The 17,965-nt window shown below is 68.6% G+C and carries 16 protein-coding genes; all 16 read right to left on the minus strand.

The genetic code is table 11. The features are described from left to right. Window positions 1-136: 136 nt before the first annotated feature. Window positions 137-316: a hypothetical protein gene (locus tag JIM95_RS02460; protein WP_200256857.1), complete on the minus strand. Its 180-nt coding sequence runs from the start codon at window positions 314-316 to the stop codon at window positions 137-139. Between the two features lie 106 nt (window positions 317-422). After that, window positions 423-1,442 carry a DivIVA domain-containing protein gene (locus JIM95_RS02465; RefSeq protein ID WP_200256855.1) on the minus strand — a complete coding sequence of 340 codons (1,020 nt, stop codon included), beginning with the start codon at window positions 1,440-1,442 and terminating at the stop codon, window positions 423-425. Between the two features lie 205 nt (window positions 1,443-1,647). Continuing rightward, window positions 1,648-1,938, minus strand: coding sequence for a YggT family protein (locus JIM95_RS02470; RefSeq protein ID WP_200256853.1), 291 nt, complete (start codon window positions 1,936-1,938; stop codon window positions 1,648-1,650). Between the two features lie 141 nt (window positions 1,939-2,079). Next, on the minus strand, window positions 2,080-2,544 hold the full coding sequence (locus JIM95_RS02475) for a cell division protein SepF (protein WP_200256851.1): 465 nt from the start codon (window positions 2,542-2,544) through the stop codon (window positions 2,080-2,082). 76 nt (window positions 2,545-2,620) lie between these two features. Then, on the minus strand, window positions 2,621-3,319 hold the full coding sequence (locus JIM95_RS02480) for a YggS family pyridoxal phosphate-dependent enzyme (RefSeq protein ID WP_200256849.1): 699 nt from the start codon (window positions 3,317-3,319) through the stop codon (window positions 2,621-2,623). Beyond that, on the minus strand, window positions 3,316-4,071 hold the full coding sequence (gene pgeF / locus JIM95_RS02485) for a peptidoglycan editing factor PgeF (protein WP_200256847.1): 756 nt from the start codon (window positions 4,069-4,071) through the stop codon (window positions 3,316-3,318). The genes JIM95_RS02480 and pgeF overlap by 4 nt, the downstream gene beginning before the upstream one ends. Before the next feature lie 12 nt (window positions 4,072-4,083). Continuing rightward, the gene (gene ftsZ, locus JIM95_RS02490) at window positions 4,084-5,352 is read right to left on the minus strand and encodes a cell division protein FtsZ (protein WP_200256845.1); all 1,269 of its coding nucleotides are present in this window, start codon (window positions 5,350-5,352) and stop codon (window positions 4,084-4,086) included. 197 nt (window positions 5,353-5,549) lie between these two features. After that, entirely contained in the window at window positions 5,550-6,206 is a 657-nt protein-coding gene (locus tag JIM95_RS02495; RefSeq protein ID WP_200256844.1) for a cell division protein FtsQ/DivIB, read from the minus strand. Further along, window positions 6,203-7,645, minus strand: a complete 1,443-nt coding sequence (gene murC / locus JIM95_RS02500; RefSeq protein WP_200256842.1) for a UDP-N-acetylmuramate--L-alanine ligase — start codon at window positions 7,643-7,645, stop codon at window positions 6,203-6,205. Before murC ends, JIM95_RS02495 begins: the two co-directional genes overlap by 4 nt. Before the next feature lie 31 nt (window positions 7,646-7,676). After that, window positions 7,677-8,768 carry a UDP-N-acetylglucosamine--N-acetylmuramyl-(pentapeptide) pyrophosphoryl-undecaprenol N-acetylglucosamine transferase gene (locus JIM95_RS02505; RefSeq protein WP_200256840.1) on the minus strand — a complete coding sequence of 364 codons (1,092 nt, stop codon included), beginning with the start codon at window positions 8,766-8,768 and terminating at the stop codon, window positions 7,677-7,679. A 6-nt stretch (window positions 8,769-8,774) separates the two neighbouring features. Continuing rightward, the gene (locus JIM95_RS02510) at window positions 8,775-10,286 is read right to left on the minus strand and encodes a peptidoglycan glycosyltransferase FtsW (RefSeq protein ID WP_200256838.1); all 1,512 of its coding nucleotides are present in this window, start codon (window positions 10,284-10,286) and stop codon (window positions 8,775-8,777) included. A gap of 22 nt (window positions 10,287-10,308) precedes the next feature. Continuing rightward, entirely contained in the window at window positions 10,309-11,691 is a 1,383-nt protein-coding gene (gene murD, locus JIM95_RS02515) for a UDP-N-acetylmuramoyl-L-alanine--D-glutamate ligase (protein ID WP_200256836.1), read from the minus strand. 3 nt (window positions 11,692-11,694) lie between these two features. Then, a complete protein-coding gene (gene mraY / locus JIM95_RS02520; protein ID WP_200256834.1) occupies window positions 11,695-12,795 on the minus strand; it encodes a phospho-N-acetylmuramoyl-pentapeptide-transferase in 1,101 nt (366 codons plus the stop codon). Continuing rightward, window positions 12,792-14,300 carry a UDP-N-acetylmuramoyl-tripeptide--D-alanyl-D-alanine ligase gene (locus tag JIM95_RS02525; RefSeq protein WP_200256832.1) on the minus strand — a complete coding sequence of 503 codons (1,509 nt, stop codon included), beginning with the start codon at window positions 14,298-14,300 and terminating at the stop codon, window positions 12,792-12,794. Before JIM95_RS02525 ends, mraY begins: the two co-directional genes overlap by 4 nt. Continuing rightward, window positions 14,297-15,844, minus strand: coding sequence for a UDP-N-acetylmuramoyl-L-alanyl-D-glutamate--2,6-diaminopimelate ligase (locus tag JIM95_RS02530; RefSeq protein ID WP_200256830.1), 1,548 nt, complete (start codon window positions 15,842-15,844; stop codon window positions 14,297-14,299). Before JIM95_RS02530 ends, JIM95_RS02525 begins: the two co-directional genes overlap by 4 nt. A gap of 132 nt (window positions 15,845-15,976) precedes the next feature. Next, window positions 15,977-17,818: a peptidoglycan D,D-transpeptidase FtsI family protein gene (locus JIM95_RS02535; protein WP_200257283.1), complete on the minus strand. Its 1,842-nt coding sequence runs from the start codon at window positions 17,816-17,818 to the stop codon at window positions 15,977-15,979. Between the last annotated feature and the right edge of the window lie 147 nt (window positions 17,819-17,965).

A 17,965-nucleotide genomic window follows, 5' to 3' on the forward strand; every position in this document is an offset into this window, starting at 1 on the left:
ACTGGGACCCGCGGTGCCGTGACCGCGGGATCTGTTCTTCCGGATGGCTCCCCGGTGATGGCCGGATCGTTGCCTGGCGTGCTCCCGGGTGAGGGGAACACAGCGTGGGGACAGTATAACCCACCGGGTCCTCCGATCAATCCTCCGGCGGGTCCTGCCGCCGTCGGCGTTTGATCACGATGTCCGCGACGAGGAATCCGAGTCCCACCGCGGCGTCGACGATGAGGAGCCAGGAGTAGACGTCCGACCCTGACTGGACGGTCATCACGAGGAGCCCGAACCCGATCAGGGCGGTGATGAGGGCGGCGATCAGCATGGTTTTCCTTCTCGACGGGTTGGGCGGACAAGCGAAAGACGACAGCCCTCTCCCGAGCGTTCATCGTCCGGGAGAGACCTGTCGTCTGGGTGAAACGCGTGGTGGGCTACTGGGCCTTGCCCTCGTTGTCGCCACCGTTGGGGGCCGCGAAGCCCCGGCTCGACAGTTCCTCGAGCTGGCTCTCGAGGAAGGTCTTCATGCGGGTACGGTACTCCCGCTCGAAGGTCCGGAGCTCGGCGATGCGGGCTTCGAGGACGGACTGCTTGTTCTTCACCGTGGCCATGATCTCGGTGTGCTTCCGCTCGGCGTCGGACTGCAGGGCGTCGGCCTTGTCCTTGGCCTGCTTGAGCTGTGCCTCGGCCTGTGCGTTGGCGTCGGAGACCATGGACTCGGAGGTCCGCTTCGCATCGGCGACCATGGTGTCGGCCTTCTTCGTGGCCTCGCTCACGAGCGATTCCGCGCGGGAGTTGGCCTGGCTGACCTTCTGCTCGGCCTCGGTGTTGGCCTTCGAGAGCTTCTCGGAGGCCTGCTTCTCGGCGTTGGCTACCAGTGCCTTCGACTTCTGCGTCGCCTCGGAGAGTTCCTTCTCGGCGGCGGCGTGCGCCTCGTCGAGCATGGACTTCGACTCGGCACGGGCGTCCGCCTGGATGCGATCCGCGACCTCCTGCGCGAGTCCGAGAACCCGGGCCGCCTGCACCTGGCTGTCGGCGCTGGACGCGGCGGGAGCCGCTGCCGGAGCGGCCGCAGACGAAGCCTTGGCGGCCTTGTCGGCCTCAGCCCGGGCGTCCGCGGCGGCCTTGCGGGCCTGCTCCGCTTCGCTACGGGCCTTCCTGGTGGCTTCGTTCGCTTCCGAGAGCTTGCGCTCGTAGTCTGCCCGGAGCTCGTTCTCGATCTTCAAACGGAGCGCGTTCTCATCCACGCCGGCAGAACCGGAACCGGCCTGCTTCAGTTCGTTGTTCGCTTCCTCGACCCGCTGCTGCAGGTCTTCCTTCTCGTCGATCAGACGACCGAGGGTGTCTTCGACCATGTCGAGGAACTGGTCGACCTCGTCCTCGTTGTAGCCACGCTTTCCGATCGGCGGTTTGCTGAAAGCGACATTGTGCACGTCGGCTGGAGTCAGCGGCATGGACGGTTCCCTTCGCTCGTTGGTGGACCCTGGTGAAACTTCGTTGTATCGGGCCCCTGGTGCCCACAGTGGTCATCTGCGGTTCATTGACTGACCCGATATTACTTCTAATTATCGCGAAAGTGTACCTGGACACTTCACCGTGTCGGAATCAACCGGGATTCTCTCCCGGCGGGAATTACCCCGACACGGAATTCCGGGACGGTCAGCTCAGCATCAGCCGGAGAGCCAATGCCGCCAGCCAGATGATGAGGAAGAGGACGATGATCGACATGTCGAGGGCGACATTGCCCATGCGGAGTGGAGGGATCACCCGGCGCAATGCCTTGACCGGCGGATCGGTCAGGACGAACAGGGGTTCGGCGACATAGGCGAACCAGCTCGGTGGCCGGAAATTCCGGGAGAACGAGTGAATCATCTCGACGATGATCCGCAGCACGAGAATGTAGCTGTAGATCCGGAGAAGCAACAGGAGAAGAAGGATGATTGGGTTCACCGGTACGAGCCTATCGGATCAGGGGTCGGACACGCGACACCCCCGCATCCGGGCGGGTTCACCGGGAGTGCGGGGGTGCATCGGCCGCGGAGGGCGCCGGGTCCCGACCGGGAGGTGCCGATCGGGTTGGGGGAACTGGAATCAGCGGAGGCCCGCGGCGTCCTCGAGCTCAGCGATCGTGACCTCGACATCGTCGGGGATCAGCGCGAAGGTCAGCGGCGAGAGCTTGCGCATCTCTCCACGGAGAGCGAAGACGAGTCCGGCCGCGAAGTCGATGACGCGACGCGCCTCATCACGGTCCATCGCATTCAGGTCGATCACCACGGCGTCGCCGGCACGGAAGGGCTCGCCCACCCGGGTGCACTGCTTGAAGCTGACGAGGCGGACGGGGACGATGGTCGGGGCGTAGGACCTGGGCTCGTAGCTGGTCCGGGACGGCGTGTAGCCGTAGCCACGACCGGTTCCACGGTTCGCGGGAGCGTAGCCGTCCCCGGGCGCGGCGGTGTCATCGTAGTCGGCTTCGTCGCGGTAGTACGCCGCGTCGTGCGGCCCCTCCTCGTAGGGCGCCAGTCCGAAGAACTCCTTGAACTTCTTGACACTCGACATGTACTTTCCTTTGCTTCTCAAGGGACGCCGGTTCGCACGTCCTCCGGGTCATCTCCCACTGCGGTTTGTCCCCACCCTATCCACGGGGTCCGAGAATGGCGGTACCGACACGCACGATTGTCGAACCCGCGGCGACGGCTTCGGCGAGATCCCCCGACATACCCGCGGACAGCTCCATCGGCCGCTTCGCCTCGGCGGCGAAACGGTCCCGGAGGTCCGCGGCCGCGGCGAACACCTCGGCGGGCTCACGTCCCAGCGGTGGTACACACATGACCCCGGAGAGCACCAGATTCGGACATCCCGACAATGCGTCGAGGAGCTCGGGGAGCCCGGATTCGGGCACTCCCCCACGGGCCGGGTCCCCGTCGAAGCTGAACTGGACGAGTACAGGCAGCGGCGCGTCGCGGCGTTGGCCGCGGTCGATCGCCAGCGCCGTGCCGCGTTCGAGGGCACGGGCCAGCCGGACACTGTCGAGTGAGTGGACCGCGGCGGCGACCCGGCAGGCGGCGTTGGCCTTGTTGGTCTGTATCTGTCCGATGAGGTGGACGGCAACATCCGGAAACCGGGTGGCCTTCTCCACGGCGTCCTGGACCCGGTTCTCCCCCACGGCGTCGACACCGAGGTCGCGCAGGATCCCGACATCGGAGGCCGGGTGGAACTTCGTCACCGGCAGCAGCCGTATCTCCTCCGGATCACGTCCTGAGTCACGGGCGGCCGAGCGGATCGCCGCGCGGACCGAGGTGAGCCGGTGTGCCAGGTCTTCAGCACGCGTCACCGGTCCTCCTCCGGCATCCAGATGACGCCGGCCTGACGACCGGTCGTCCCCTCCCTGCGGTGGGAGAAGAACGCACGGTCGGCGACCGTGCACCGGAGATCGGCGTCGATGTGGGTCACGCCGAGCTCCTCCAGCTGGCGGGAGATGCCGATCCTCAGGTCCGCCCCCCAGGTTCCCTTCGCCGTACGTGTACGGACCCCGGGAAGCCTCGATTCGAGGTCCGCCAGCATCGGTTCCGGCAGTTCATAGTTCACGCCGCTCGCGGCGGCCCCCATCCACACGTGGAGGTGTCCGGGTCGCGCGCCGAGATCGGTCATGCGCCGGATGGCCCGGGGGACGATACCGTTGCGCGCACCGATCCGGCCGGCGTGGACCGCGGCGATGACACCCGCGTCATGGTCGCTGATGAGCAGCGGGACGCAGTCGGCGGTGAGGACCGCGAGTGCGAGGCCCCGGACCGTGGTCACCAGTGCGTCGGTGGCGGGCACCGGTTCCTCCCACGGCCCCCGCACGACCGTGACGGTCGGGGTGTGCAGCTGCTCCATCCAGATGATCCGGGTGGGCGGCAGCCCGATGGATCGTGCGAGACGCTCCCGGTTGGCCGTCACGGCCGCGGGGTCGTCGCCGACGTGCTCGGCGAGGTTGAATGACGCGTACGCCCCTCCCGAGGCGCCACCGGTGCGGGTCGTGAAGACCTTGCGCACCGGGCGCCGCGCGATGTCGGCGCCGGTGTCGCCGGGTTTCTGCTCCATGCTCCGGACCCGTCAGCGGAGGAAGTCCGGCACGTCCAGGTCGTCGACGTCGTCGATGTCGTCACGGCGACCACGCGAGCTGGTGAACATGCCGTGTCCGGGACGGTCCGTCGCGGCGCGCTCGGAGCCGAGCCGGTGTCGGGCGGAGTCCGCCCGCTGGTCATAGTTGGAGCTCTCGACGTGGTCGGCCGGCTCGCGGTCCACGGGGCGTTCCTCCTCGCGGTCGTCACCGCCGAACAGTGACTGGCCACGGCTCGGCTCCGGAGCCGGTGTCGCCGGGGTCTGGGCGGCGCGGGACTGGGTCGCGGGCTGGCCGTTCTTCTCCGCGGAGGACTGGTCGAAGTCGAAACCCGCGGCGATGACGGTGACCCGGACCTCGTCGCCGAGGTTGTCGTCGATGATGGTTCCCCAGATGATGTTGGCGTCCTCGTCCGCCTTCTCCTCGACGAGCGCGGCCGCCTCGTTGACCTCCTGGAGGCCCAGGTCGGAGCCACCGGCGAAGCTCAGCAGAACGCCCTGGGCCCCTTCCATCGTGGACTCGAGGAGCGGGGAGTTGATGGCCTGCTCGGTGGCCTCGACCGCGCGGTTGTCCCCGCTGGCGGAGCCGATGCCCATGAGTGCGGAACCGGCGTCGGCCATGACGGAGCGGACGTCCGCGAAGTCGACGTTGACCACACCGGGCGTGGTGATGAGGTTGGTGATGCCCTGGACGCCGTTGTGCAGGACCTCATCGGCCGTGCGGAACGCCTCCATCATGGACAGGTTGAGATCGCCGAGCTGCAGCAGCCGGTCGTTCGGGATGACGATGAGGGTGTCACAGACGGCACGCAGGGCCTCGATCCCCTCCATGGCCTGCTTGGTGCGGCGGCGTCCCTCGAAGCGGAACGGGCGGGTGACGACGCCGACGGTCAGCGCCCCGGCCTTCTTCGCGATATTGGCCACGACGGGAGCGGCTCCGGTACCGGTTCCACCGCCCTCACCAGCGGTGACGAAGACCATGTCGGCACCCTTGAGGCAGTCCTCGATCTCGGACTTGTGGTCCTCGGCGGAGGTGCGCCCGACATCGGGGTTCGCGCCCGCCCCGAGCCCCCGCGTGGCTTCGCGCCCGATGTCGAGCTTGACGTCCGCCTCGGAGAACATCAGTGCCTGCGAGTCGGTGTTGACGGCGATGAACTCGACGCCCTTGAGCCCCTCCTCGATCATGCGGTTGACGGCGTTGACGCCGCCACCGCCGACACCGACGACTTTGATGACGGCGAGGAAGTTTTTCGGTGAGGTCATGGTCTTAGGCACTCGCCTTTCAGATTGTTGGAACAGTTGGAGAAGGCCACACAGTTGGGGGACCGTGCGTACGGGGGTTGTCGACTTCCATAATGTGCGAAAGACGGCCGGATGTGGCGGACATCTGCGCGGCGTGTCGGTACCCTAAACCTCAACTTCACAGTTTCTGACGTGGGGAAACGACGGCTTCTTGTCCGCTACTGGCGCACGGTGACCTGCACCGGATCGGACACGTTGTAGACCCGACCCTCCCGGCTCAGCGCGGCGGACGCCGCCCGCGCCTTGTCGTGGTTGTCCTCGGGGGCACCCCAGTAGATCTCGCGGCCGTCGAGGAGAATGAGCGTGATCTCGTACGGTCCGGAAACCCGGATCCGGGCCACCTGTTCCCGCAGCGGCCCGTCGAGGCTCCCGACGACGGCGGCGGCACCGGCGAACAGCTCGCGGTCGTCCTCGCGGGTGTCGGTGATCTCCACCGCGCCGGCGGGTGGGGCCCCGATGATGAATGGGACCCCGGAGGCGTCGATCAGGTGTTCCCCGTCGGATCGCGCCGCGTACAGCACGGCGGTCCTCTCGGTGACCTCGACCGACACTGTGCCGGGAAGGTGCCGCTCCACGTGGGCCCGCTCGATCCACGGCAGTGCGGCCACGTTCCGGGCCGCCCGCCCGGCGTCGACCCGCGCCATGTTCGCCCCCGGAACCACACCCGTGGCGGTGATGATGTCCTCCTCGGCGGTCTGCTGCGCGCCGGTGACGGTGATCTCCCCGACCTTCACCACGGGGACGAACCAGAGCAGCAGCCCGAGGCAGATGATGAGTGCCGCACCGCCGACGACCCAGGAGAGCCGTCCCCTCACTGTTCCAGCTCCGCGAGGATCTCGTCGGCGAGCACCGTCACGCTGCCGGCCCCCATGGTGAGCACGATGTCACCGGGTCCGGCGAGTTCCGCGACCACGGCGGGTACCCGGTTGAATTCCGGAACGTAGACGCAACGCTCCGCGCGGACCAGGTCGGCGATGATCCGTCCGTCGACCCCCTCGACGGGTTTCTCCCTGGCGCCGAAGATGTCGAGCACCACGACCCGGTCCGCCAGGGACAGCGCGGCCGCGAACTCCCCGGCGAACTCGACGGTGCGGGAGTACAGGTGGGGTTGGAACACGACGACTATCCGCCCGTCCCCGGCCTCGCTGTCGAGCTTCCCCCGTGTCGCGCGGAGCACCGCGGTGACCTCCGTCGGGTGGTGGGCGTAGTCGTCGTAGACCCGGACACCGGCATGGGTGCCGCCCGAACCGGCCGGTATCTCACCCTTGAGCTCGAACCTGCGGCGTACCCCGGTGAAGCCGGAGAGCCCCACGGCGAGCTTGTCGGCGTCGGCGCCGAGGAGTGTGCCCGCGAGCAGGGCCGCGGTGGCGTTGAGCACCATGTGTGCCCCGGGGGTGTGCATGTTGACGCTCAGCGACCGTCCCCTGACCGAGATGGTCGCGCGCGAGCCGAATGACTCGGTGACGATCCCGGTGATCTCCGCACCGCACTCGACGCCCGGATGTGCCGAGGCCGCCGCGGTGGTGCCGTAGCCGAGGACGCGGATACCGGAGGCCGCGCACCGCTCGCCGAGGGCCGCGGCGTGGTCGTCGTCGAGACACACCACCAGGGTTCCGTCGGGGGTCAGCCTGCCGGCGAAGTCGTCGAACACCCGGAAGTAGGCCTCGGGGGTGCCGAAGTAGTCCAGGTGGTCGGGCTCGATGTTGGTGACCACGGCCACGGTCGGCTCGTAGCGGAGCAGCGACGCGTCGGATTCGTCGGCCTCGGCCACGAAGATGTCCCCGGTCCCGTGGTGGGCGTTCGTTCCGGCCTTGTTGAGTTGGCCGCCGATGGCGAAGCTCGGGTCGCAGCCGGCGGACTGGAGAGCGACGACGGCCATCGATGTCGTGGAGGTCTTGCCGTGGGTTCCGGCGAGCAGCAGCTGCCGGTGGTCGGCCATCAGCTCCGCGAGCAGATCGGACCTGCGGATGACCTCGATGCCGGCGGCCCGTGCACCGGCGAGCTCCGGATTGTCCTCCGGGATGGCGGCGAAGGAGGTGACGACCACGGTCGGAGGCTCGTCGAGCAGCGCCAGGTTCCCGGCGTCGTGGCCGATCGCGATCCTGGCCCCCATCGCCCGCAGTGCGAGGACTATACGGGAATCCTTCACGTCGGATCCGGACACCTGCATGCCACGGGAGAGCAGGATGCGGGCGACGCCGGACATCCCGGCTCCCCCGATGCCGATCAGATGGACACGGGAAAGATCAGTCATCGTCTACCTCGTTGTTCTTGGGTCGGGAAGGTCAGTTCGAGTGGGCGGCGTCGGCCACGAGGTCCGCGATCTTCTCCGCCGCCTGCCCGAGGCCGTTGCCCCGGGTCGCCGCCGCCAGGCGTGCGAGGGAGTCGTCGTCGCCGAGGATGGCCGTGACCCGGTCGGCGAGGATGTCACCGGTGAGGTCGGCGTCGCGGATGAGTTCCGCTCCCCCGGCGTCGATGACGGGGCGGGCGTTGAGTTCCTGCTCCCCGTTTCCGTGCGGGAGGGGTACGTAGATCGCCGGCAGACCGGAGGCGGTGACCTCCGCGACGGTCATCGCCCCCGCCCTGCACACGACGAGATCGGCGACCGCGAGGGCGAGATCCATGGCCTCGATGTACGGCAGTGTGTGCCAGTCCTCACAGGTGTCCGGCGCGGGGTTCTTCCGGCCGTGGGCGTGGAGGATCTGGTGCCCCGCCCCGGTGATCGCCGGCGCGGCCTCGGCCAGTGCCCTGTTGATGGAGGCGGACCCCTGCGATCCGCCGGTGACGAGGAGTGTCCGCTTCTCCGGGTCGAGCCCGAACCTGGCGACGGCCTGGGCCCGCCGTGCGGCCTGTCCGGATTCGCTGAGTTCCGCACCGGCCAGTCCCGGCCGGATGGGCACGCCCACGACCTCTCCGCGCAGTCCCGAGTCGGCGACGGCGTTGAGGCCGGTTCCGCCGCACCACACCCCGAGCTTGTTCGCGAGTCCGGCGCGGGCGTTGGCCTCGTGCACGAAGAACGGTATCCCGAGCCTCCGGGCGGCGAGATAGGCCGGCGCCGACACGTATCCCCCGAAACCGATGAGCACGTCCGCGTCCACCTCGCGGAGGATGTCGACGGTCTGGCCGACGGCGCGGCGCACCCGCAGGGGCAGCCGGAGCAGGTCCATCCCCGGCTTCCGGGGCACGGGCACGGGGTCGATGAGCGCGAGCTCGTACCCACGCGCCGGAACGAGCTCGCGCTCCAGCCCACGGGCGGTCCCCAGTGCGGTGACGCGGGCGTCGTGGCGGGTCCGCAGGGCGTCGGCGACGGCGAGTGCCGGTTCGATGTGACCGGCGGTCCCGCCACCGGCGACGACGACGGACAGGGGGGTGTTCATGTGTGATCAGCCTCTTCTGCGGGTGTGGTGACGGTCGGTGGGACGCGAGGGTCCCCCGGTGCGGGGTCTGCGGCGCGGGGTCGCTCCGCCAGTGACGCTACCACCGGCCGGTGTGGAGGAACGGGGTGCCGGTCGACCGTCCGAGGGGGCCGGTGAACCGGGGCGCGTGCGTCGGGTCACCGGTTCAGCCGGCCGGCGGGCCGGGCGGGTCTGCCGCACCACCGACGATCCCCGAGACCCGGCGGGGTCCGGTTCCCGGAGCCGGAGGAACCTGTCGATCGCGGGGCGCCCGTAGGACTGCATCGTCGACACCGCCTCGGGTTCGTGCCGGGCCGCGCTCGCGAGCAGGCCCATGGAGCCCACGGTGATGATGGCGGAGCTGCCTCCGGAGGAGATCATCGGCAGCTGGATACCGGTCACGGGCAGCAGTCCGACGACGTATCCGATGTTGACGAACGCCTGGGAGACGACGCCCGCGGTGAGGGTGGCCGCGAGCAGTTTCAGGAAGGGATCGGCCGACCGCATCGCGCAGCGTAGGCCGACGATGCCCAGGGCACCGAACAGGAGAATGACGATGGTGCCGCCCACGAGCCCCGTCTCCTCACCGATGATCGCGAAGATGAAGTCGTTCTTCGCCTCGGGAAGGTAGAACCACTTCGCACGGGACTGACCGGGCCCGACACCACCGGTCCCTCCCTCCGCGAGGGAGAGGAAGCCCTGGTAGGACTGGAACGCCTTACCCCGGACATCGTCGAAGTCACCCAGGAGTGCGTCGCGGTACACCTCGATCCGGTGGGTCCGGTAGCTGCCTTCACCGTTGCCGCGGAGCATGGAGAAGAGAGCCGTGCCGAGGGCGAGAAGCCCGAAACCACCCCCGATACCGATGATGAAGCGGCCGGGGATTCCCGCGAAGATGAGGACGAGGCCTGCGACGGAGAGACATACGGCGGCCATGCCGAAGTCGGGTTGCCGGAGAATGAGGCCCACGATCAGGACGGTCACCGCGCTGTAGTGCATGAAGGGGTTGTTCAGCCAGTGCCGGACGGGCCCGCGGTCACTCAGGTGGTGGGCACCCCACACCGCGAGCGTGACCTTGGCGAGCTCCGAGGGCTGGAAGGTGAAGGGGCCGAGGGACAGCCAGGAACGGGCACCCGATTCGACGAGCCCGGTACCGATGCCGGGTATGAGTACCGCGACGAGCAGCACGACGGTGACGACGAGAAGGGGCGTGGCGAACCGGCGGATCAACGTCGGACGCATCCAGAGCGTGAGCCACAGGACCATGTATCCGAGACCGAGGAAGATGATGTGCCGTACCCCCTGGGTCCAGACCCCGCTGTCGAGTGCGGACCACGTGGTGGAGGACGACAGGACCATCACCGCGCCGACCGCGGTGATCAGGACGACGACGGAGAGGATCACGAAGTAGTCGAAGAACGGGCGCGAGAGATAGTCACGGAAGCGGGCGCGGAATCGGTCGGGTGCCGACTGGCTGCGTGGCGTGGTGTCGTGGGTCATGGTCTTCCGGCCTCTCTTCGGGTCATTCGGTCAGTTCCCGGGCGACCCGGGCGAAACAGTCACCGCGGTGCCCCATGCCGCGGTACATGTCGAGGGATGCCGCGGCCGGGGCGAGCAGGACGACGTCGCCCTCCTCGGCGATGTCGACGGCGAGGGTCACAAGTCGGGTCATCGCCTCCTCGGGATCCGTGGAGTCGGTGCTGTGGATGACCGCGTGTGGGGCGTGATCCCGGACGGCGCGGGCGAGGACGTCACGGTCGGCGCCGAGAAGTAGAGCCGCCTTCAGTCGCGGAGCGTGCCGCGCGACGAGGTCATCGACGTCGGCCCCCTTGAGTTGTCCGCCGGCGATCCAGATGACCGAGTCGTGACCGGTCAGCGCCGCATCGGCGGCGTGCGGGTTGGTGGCCTTGGAGTTGTCGATGTAGTCGATGCCGGCATGGCTGTGCACCACCTGTCCCCGGTGGCCGGAGACCTCGTACGTCGCGAGGGCCTCCCGGATGGCCGACGGCCCCACCCCCTGCGAACGTGCGAGCGCGGCGGCGGCCAGCGCGTCGAGGATACCGGCCGGGCCTGCGGGCGAGATTCCGTCCGCCGGGGCGAGGACGAGATCGTCCCCGAAGGCGTTGTCGACCAGATGACCGTCGACGACACCGAGCTGACCGCGGGCCGGTGTCCCGAGGGTGAAGCCGACGGTTTCCGTGGCCGCGTCGACCTGTCCGGATGTCCGGGCGACCACCTCGGCGTCGTCGACACCGATCACGGCGTAGCGTCCACGCAGAGCCCGGAGCTTCGCGCCCGCGTAGGCGTCGAAGGACCCGTGCCAGTCGATGTGGTCCTCGGCGAGGTTGAGCAGCGCTCCGGCGTCCGGGGTGAGGGTCGGCGCCCAGTGGAGCTGGAAGCTGGAGAGTTCGGCGACGAGCACGTCGATGCGGGGCTCGGCGGTGAGTGCGTCGCCGACCGCGACCCCGATGTTCCCGACCGCGGCGGCGGTCTCCGGCCCCCGGGACATCATCGCCGCACACATCGCGGTCGTGGTGGTCTTGCCGTTGGTCCCGGTGATGACGATCCAGGTGCGGGGCTCGCCGAAGTACCCGGCCCGGTCGAGGCGCCAGGCGAGTTCGACGTCGCCGATCACCTCGACGCCGGTGTCGACGGCCCGCCGGAGGATCGGGGTGTCGGGACGCCAGCCGGGCGAGGTGACGACCATGCGGTAGTCCGCGATCCGGTCGAGCGCGGTCGCGACATCGGTGGTTCTGCACCCGGTGGCCTCCGCGACGCGGAGGCGGGCTGTCTCATCGTCGTCGGCGACGGTGACGCCGGCCCCGAGATCACAGAGCATGCGGGCGCATCCGGCGCCGGACACGCCGGCACCGGTGACGAGGACGGGGGCGTCGAGGCGGATCATGGTCTACACCCCCGCCGTCGTGAGCCACTCGCCGTAGAACAGGGCGATGCCGGCCATGCACGCCATCGCGGTGAGCAGCCAGAACCGGATGACGACGGTGGTCTCGGCCCAGCCGCCGTTCTCGAAGTGGTGGTGGAAGGGGGCCATCCGGAAGAACCGTGTCCCCCGGGTCCGGAACACCACGACCTGGATCACGACGGAGGCCGCCTCGATGACGAAGAGCGCCCCGATCACGATCATGAGCAGTTCAGTCCGGGAGACGACGGAGATCGCGGCGACGAGACCACCGAGTGCGAGGGATCCGGTGTCCCCCATGAAGATCTTGGCCGGTGCGGCGTTCCACCAGAGGAACCCGAGGCACGCACCGAGGCCAGCCGACGCGAGGATGGCGAGATCCAGCGGGTCACGGACCGAATAGCAGCCGGGTTCGACGGAGACGGAGCAGGAGTTCCGGAACTGCCAGAAGGTGACCAGGGTGTAGGCGCCCATGACCATCGCGGTCGTGCCTGCGGCCAGGCCATCGAGGCCGTCGGTGAGATTCACCGCGTTCGACCAGGCTGAGATCAGGATGAACATGAACGCGAGGAACAGGACGAGGCCGACGGCGCCTCCCCCGAGCGCGATGTTGAAGGTGTCGATGTCCCGGATGAAGCTCAGGTTGGTCGTCCCCGGGGTGAGCCCGTCCCGGTTGGCGAACTGGAGGACGAGCCAACCGAAGACGAGGGCGAGTGCCAGCTGTCCGATGAGTTTGGCCTTCTTGTTCAGCCCCAGGTTCCGTCCCTTGGCGAGTTTGATGTAGTCGTCCGCGAACCCGAGCAGACCCATACCGAGGGTCAGGCCGAGAACCAGGAGCCCGGAGACGGTGAACCCCCCGAAGCCGCGCGCGATCCCGACGAGGGAGGTGATGATGTAGGCGACGACGATCCCCGCGATGATCGCGACGCCGCCCATGGTCGGGGTGCCGCGCTTGCGCATGTGTGACGCGGGCCCGTCCTCGCGGATCTGCTGTCCGAGTCCCTCATCGCTGAACCAGCGGATGAGTGCCGGGGTGAGGAAGATCGCGACGAGGAAGGCGATGGCTCCGCTGATGATTATCTGGGTCACTGTTCTGGATCCTGCTCCTCTAGAGATTCCGGTACCGGTAGGGCGAGCAACGCATCGGCCACCCGCCAGAGCTGCTCGGAGGATGAGGCCTTGACGAGCACCACGTCCTCCGGTTCGAGCGCCGGCTGCACGAAGTTGATCGCCGCATCGACGGAGTCGGCGGTCACGACCCGGGTGCCCGCGGCTTCCGCCGCCTGTGCAAGCGAGTGGGTGTTGACGCCGGTACCGACCACGACGAGGCGGGGGATCCCGCTCTCCCCGAGGAGGGAACCGATCTCCGCGTGGCGGTCGGCGGAGTCGGGTCCGAGCTCGTTCATCTGCCCGAGCACGGCCCACGCGGTGCCGCCGCTCGCCGCCGCACTGTGTGCGAGTGTCCTGATCCCCGCCGCCATCGAGTCCGGGTTGGCGTTGTACGAGTCGTTGATCACGGTGACTCCGTCGCCTCTCCGGGTGACCTCCATCCGCCGTCCCGACACGGGCTCGTGTGCGGAGATAGCGGCACAGACCACGTGGGGGTCGAGGCCGACCCCGACGGCCGCGGCGGCCGCCGCGAGCGCGTTGGCGACCTGGTGGTCCCCGACGAGATTCAGGGCCACCCGCTCCGCGAGTCCGCCGGGCCCCTCGAGTGTGAAGGTCGCACGGCACACGTCGTCGAGCTCGATTCCGGTGGCGCGGTAGTCGGCGTTCGGGTCACCGGTGGCGCTGAACGTGACCACCCGGGCGCGGGTCCGTCCGGCCATCGCTGCGACGAGCGGGTCATCCGCGTTGAGCACGGCCACCCCTCCGTCGCCGGCGGCCGGGAGCACCTCCACCAGTTCGCCCTTCGCACGGGCGATGGTGTCGCGGTCCCCGAACTCGCCTATGTGCGCGGTCCCTACGTTGAGGACGACCCCGACGACCGGAGGCGCGATGGCGGCGAGCTCAGCGATGTGGCCGACACCGCGGGCGGAGAGCTCCGCCACCAGGTAGTCGGTGTCGGTGGAGCACCGCAATGCCGTGTACGGGTGGCCGATCTCGTTGTTGAAGGAGCCGGGGGGCGCCACGACTTCCCCGTCCTCGCGGAGCACCGATGCGATGAGGTCCTTGACCGTGGTCTTGCCCGCGGAGCCGGTCACCCCGACGACGCGCATGCCGTGACCCGTCGCGACATCGACGTTGTGCCGGGCGAGTCTGCCGAGGGCGGCGATCACCGCGGCGCCGTGGCCGGCCGGATCGTGCTCGTAGGCGGCGGCGTTGCTGTCCGGTACCGGGACCTCCGGGACGATGATCGACGGGGCGCCGGTCTCCCGGGCGGCCAGGGTCACCGTCGCACCGGAATCGACCGCGCCGACGGCGTAGTCGTGCCCGTCGACCTGGGCGCCGGGCAGGCAGACGAACAGTCCACCGGGCCCGATCCGGCGCGAATCGAACTCGACGGCGCCGGTGACGATGGCATCCGGGTCGGCCCCGTCGGCGAGATACCCGCCGGTCACGCCGACGATGTCACTGACAGACATCCGGATCATGACTGTTCCTCCGTTTCCGTTTCCGCACTCAGCCGGTCGTCGATCGCGCGGGTCAGGCACTCCGCGTCATCGAACGGGTGCCGGACGTCGCCGACCAGTTGGCCGGTCTCGTGGCCCTTGCCTGCGATGATGACGGCGTCTCCGGTACGGGCCCAGTCGACGGCCGCCCGGATCGCCTCCTCCCGGGAACCGATCTCCCGGATGTCCGCCACCCGCTTCTTCTTGCCGACGCTCTTCCGCTCACGGACGGCCTCCCGGGCTCCGCGGAGGACCGCGGCCCGGATCTCCGCGGGGTCCTCACTCCGGGGATTGTCGTCGGTGATGATCACGAGGTCAGCGGCGCGTGCCGCCGCCGATCCCATCAGCGGCCGCTTCGCCGAGTCCCGGTCACCGCCGGCGCCGATGACGACACCGACCCTCCCCTCGGCCTGGCTCCGGAGCGTCTTCAGCACGGCGGACACGGCCGCCGGCTTGTGTGCGTAGTCGACGACCGCGAGGAAGTCCTGTCCGCGGTCGATGTTCTGCATCCGGCCAGGGACCACCACCTCACGGAGCCCACCGGCGATGGTTTTCGGGTCCTCGCCCGCGGTGACCGCCATGGTGAGTGCGAGCACGGCGTTCGCCACGTTGAAGCCGCCGGGAAGAGGTATCTCGCAGGTGACGTCGAGGCCGTTGATGGCCACATCGAATCGTTGTGTTCCGGTGGCGCCGATCTCCGGCGCACCGACGGTCACCGAGGCGGGACGGGGACCCGTGGAGACGGTTATCGCCGCTGGTCCGGCGAGTCGCGACAGCTTCTGTCCGAAGTCGTCGTCGACGCAGATGACCGAGCGCTTCGCACGGATCGGGGAGCCGGGACGGAAGAACCGCGCCTTGGTCGCGAAGTACTCCTCCATCGTGTCGTGGAAGTCGAGGTGGTCCTGGGAGAGGTTCGTGAAACCGGCGACGTCGAACTCGGTCCCGACGATCCGGCCGAGTGCGATGGCGTGCGAGGAGACCTCCATGACCACGTGGGTGACGCCCTTCGTCCGCATGCGGGCGAGGACCTCCTGCAGAACCGTCGCCTCGGGTGTCGTCAGCTGGGTCGGAACGGTTTCACCGTTGATCCGGGTGCCGTTGGTGCCGATCACCCCGACGCTGTGCCCCGCCCCGAGGAGAGCGGCCTCGAGGAGGTAGCTGGTCGTCGTCTTCCCCGATGTACCGGTCACGCCGAACACCGTCATGTCGCGGGAGGGGTGTCCGTGGACGGCGGAAGCGACCGTGCCCAGAACCGCCCGCACATCATCGACGACGATGACGGGGCGTTTCTCATGCCTGTCGTTCAGTATCTTCTCGCCCTCCGCGTCCGTGAGGATCGCTGATGCGGAGGAGTCACGGGCGAATCTCGCGCCGTGGGTGCGGGTTCCGGGAACCGCGGCGAACAGTCCACCCTCCGGCAGGTCCTGGGCGTTGATCCCGATCGTGCCGATGCGCACCGAGGTGTCGGCGCCCTGGCTCAGGTTGCCGCCACTCAACTCGGCGATGGTATCCAGTGTGATGGCCACGATTCTGGCACACTCCTTATTACTTTCGGATCGGTACTGCCTCGGTTACGGGGCGGAACGTGATTGTATCTGTGGTCCCGGGTGGACGGGAGTCCCGGGCCGGTGACCGGGTGATGCCCCGCCCGAACCTGATCACTGTGCCTGGAGGATGAGGTCCCCCTCCCGCGGCGGCGACAACGGTACGTTGTCGCGGTTCAGCAACCACGCGGCGATGTCGTGGAAGAGCGGAGCGGCGGACTGCCCGCCCTCACCGTGGACACCCCGCTCCGGATCGTCCAGCATGAGTGCGATGACGAACCGGGGGTCGTCCGCGGGCGCGATCCCGGCGAAGGTGATCCAGTAATCGGAGTTCGAGTAGCAGTTGCAGTCGGGGTTGACCTGCTGGGCGGTGCCCGTCTTGCCGGCGATCCGGTACCCCTCGATCGCCGCCTGCGGCCCTGTACCCTGCTGAACACCCGACGGATCCCGCTGGGTGACGGCCTGGAACATGCCCCGGACGGTACGCGCGGTCTCCGGGCTGACGACCCGGATCCGCTCCGGTTCCGGCTGCTCGATGACCTCGCCGTCGGGGGTGGTGACCGAGCGGATGATCCGCGGCTGGATGCGCTCGCCGTCGTTGGCCACGGCCTGGTAGACACCGGCCATCTGCAGCAGGGTCAGCGACATGCCCTGCCCGATCGGCAGATTGGCGAACGTTCCGCCGGACCACTGCGACCGATCGAGGAGCAGTCCCGGAGATTCTCCGGGCAGTTCGATTCCCGTGTACCGGCCGACGCCGAATCTGTCGAGCATCTCGGCGAACCGGTCCTGACCGACGCGGTCGGCCAGCATCAGGGTGCCGACGTTGGAGGACTTGCCGAAGACACCGGTGGTGGTGAATGGGACGACGCCGTGCGGCCAGGCGTCCTTCACGGTCACCCCCGCCATGTCGATGGATCCGGGCACCTGGAGGACCTCGTCCGGGGTCGTCACACCGTCCTCGATCGCGGCGGAGGCGGTGATGATCTTGGCGACCGATCCGGGTTCGAACGGGGCCTGCACCGCGGGGTTGCCGAAGAACCTGCCCTTCGCCAGCTGTCGTTCGATGTCACCGGTGGGGTCGATCGTGTCCGTGTTGGCCATCGCCAGCACCTCCCCGGTGGTCGAATCCAGGACCACGGCGGAGGCGGATTTCGCGAGGGAGTTCTGCTTCGCCTGTTCCAGCTGCTGCTGAACGTAGGTCTGGAGGTCCAGATCGAGGGTCAGTTCTATGTCGGATCCGTGGACGACGGGCACCTGGTCCCGGAGTGTTCCCGGGATGATCTGACCGTTGGTGGACACGTCCTCGGTCGACTTGCCGTTGATCCCCGACAGCACCCCGTCGGACGAGGCCTCGAGGCCGAACTGCCCCTCCCCGTCGATCGAGATCTTGCCGATCACGTTCTCCGCGATGGCTCCGTTGGGGTATTGCCGGATGTCCTGGCGGTCCGCCGCGACACCCGGGAAACGCTCCGCGATCTCGACCGCGACGTCGGGATCGACATTGCGGACGAGAACGGTGTAGGAGTTGTCGGCCTTCAGCTTCCGGAGGATCTCGTCGGGCTTGACCTTCTGCGCGGATGCGCCCGATTCCCGGACCATCTGGGGAATGACGTTCGCCATCTCATCCAGGACATCCTCGACCGGCGGGAACTTCTCGATCTGTTCCGGATCGCCCGAGTCGACGGCGATGTCGTGCCGCTCCTGGATCTCCCTGCGGAGAACGAGTGGGGCGACGGTCAGTGAGCGTGCCTGCATGGTGTACGCGAGCTGCGCGCCGTCCCGGTCGGTGACCGTGCCACGGCGCGCGAAGTCGGTGTACTCCCGGGTGCGCTGGTTCTGGGCCTGGGCCGCGAGCTCCGGACCCCAGACGAGTTGGACGCAGGCCAGACGGAGAGTCAGCAGAACGACACCGACGATGACGAGCGTACGGACTATCCGCATCCGCCGGTGCATCTGCTCCGGGTCGTTCGTCGGCGTCGGGGCGGGACGGGTGGGCCCGGCACCCGGAACTGCGGACGCCGGGACCGCCGACCCGGCGGATCCAGCGGGCCGTGGGTTCCGGGGCATCGGCCTGCGGTTCCCCCTCCCACGGTCCCGGGG

The sequence above is a fragment of the Corynebacterium antarcticum genome (genome assembly GCF_016595285.2).
Classification (GTDB): domain Bacteria; phylum Actinomycetota; class Actinomycetes; order Mycobacteriales; family Mycobacteriaceae; genus Corynebacterium; species Corynebacterium antarcticum.

Coding starts and splice junctions, on each gene's coding strand:
- JIM95_RS02460 (WP_200256857.1), bottom strand. CDS start 316: ATGCTGATCGCCGCCCTCATCACCGCCCTGATCGGGTTCGGGCTCCTC.
- JIM95_RS02465 (WP_200256855.1), bottom strand. CDS start 1,442: ATGCCGCTGACTCCAGCCGACGTGCACAATGTCGCTTTCAGCAAACCG.
- JIM95_RS02475 (WP_200256851.1), bottom strand. CDS start 2,544: ATGTCGAGTGTCAAGAAGTTCAAGGAGTTCTTCGGACTGGCGCCCTAC.
- pgeF (WP_200256847.1), bottom strand. CDS start 4,071: ATGGAGCAGAAACCCGGCGACACCGGCGCCGACATCGCGCGGCGCCCG.
- ftsZ (WP_200256845.1), bottom strand. CDS start 5,352: ATGACCTCACCGAAAAACTTCCTCGCCGTCATCAAAGTCGTCGGTGTC.
- murC (WP_200256842.1), bottom strand. CDS start 7,645: ATGACTGATCTTTCCCGTGTCCATCTGATCGGCATCGGGGGAGCCGGG.
- JIM95_RS02505 (WP_200256840.1), bottom strand. CDS start 8,768: ATGAACACCCCCCTGTCCGTCGTCGTCGCCGGTGGCGGGACCGCCGGT.
- JIM95_RS02510 (WP_200256838.1), bottom strand. CDS start 10,286: ATGACCCACGACACCACGCCACGCAGCCAGTCGGCACCCGACCGATTC.
- murD (WP_200256836.1), bottom strand. CDS start 11,691: ATGATCCGCCTCGACGCCCCCGTCCTCGTCACCGGTGCCGGCGTGTCC.
- JIM95_RS02525 (WP_200256832.1), bottom strand. CDS start 14,300: ATGATCCGGATGTCTGTCAGTGACATCGTCGGCGTGACCGGCGGGTAT.
- JIM95_RS02535 (WP_200257283.1), bottom strand. CDS start 17,818: ATGCACCGGCGGATGCGGATAGTCCGTACGCTCGTCATCGTCGGTGTC.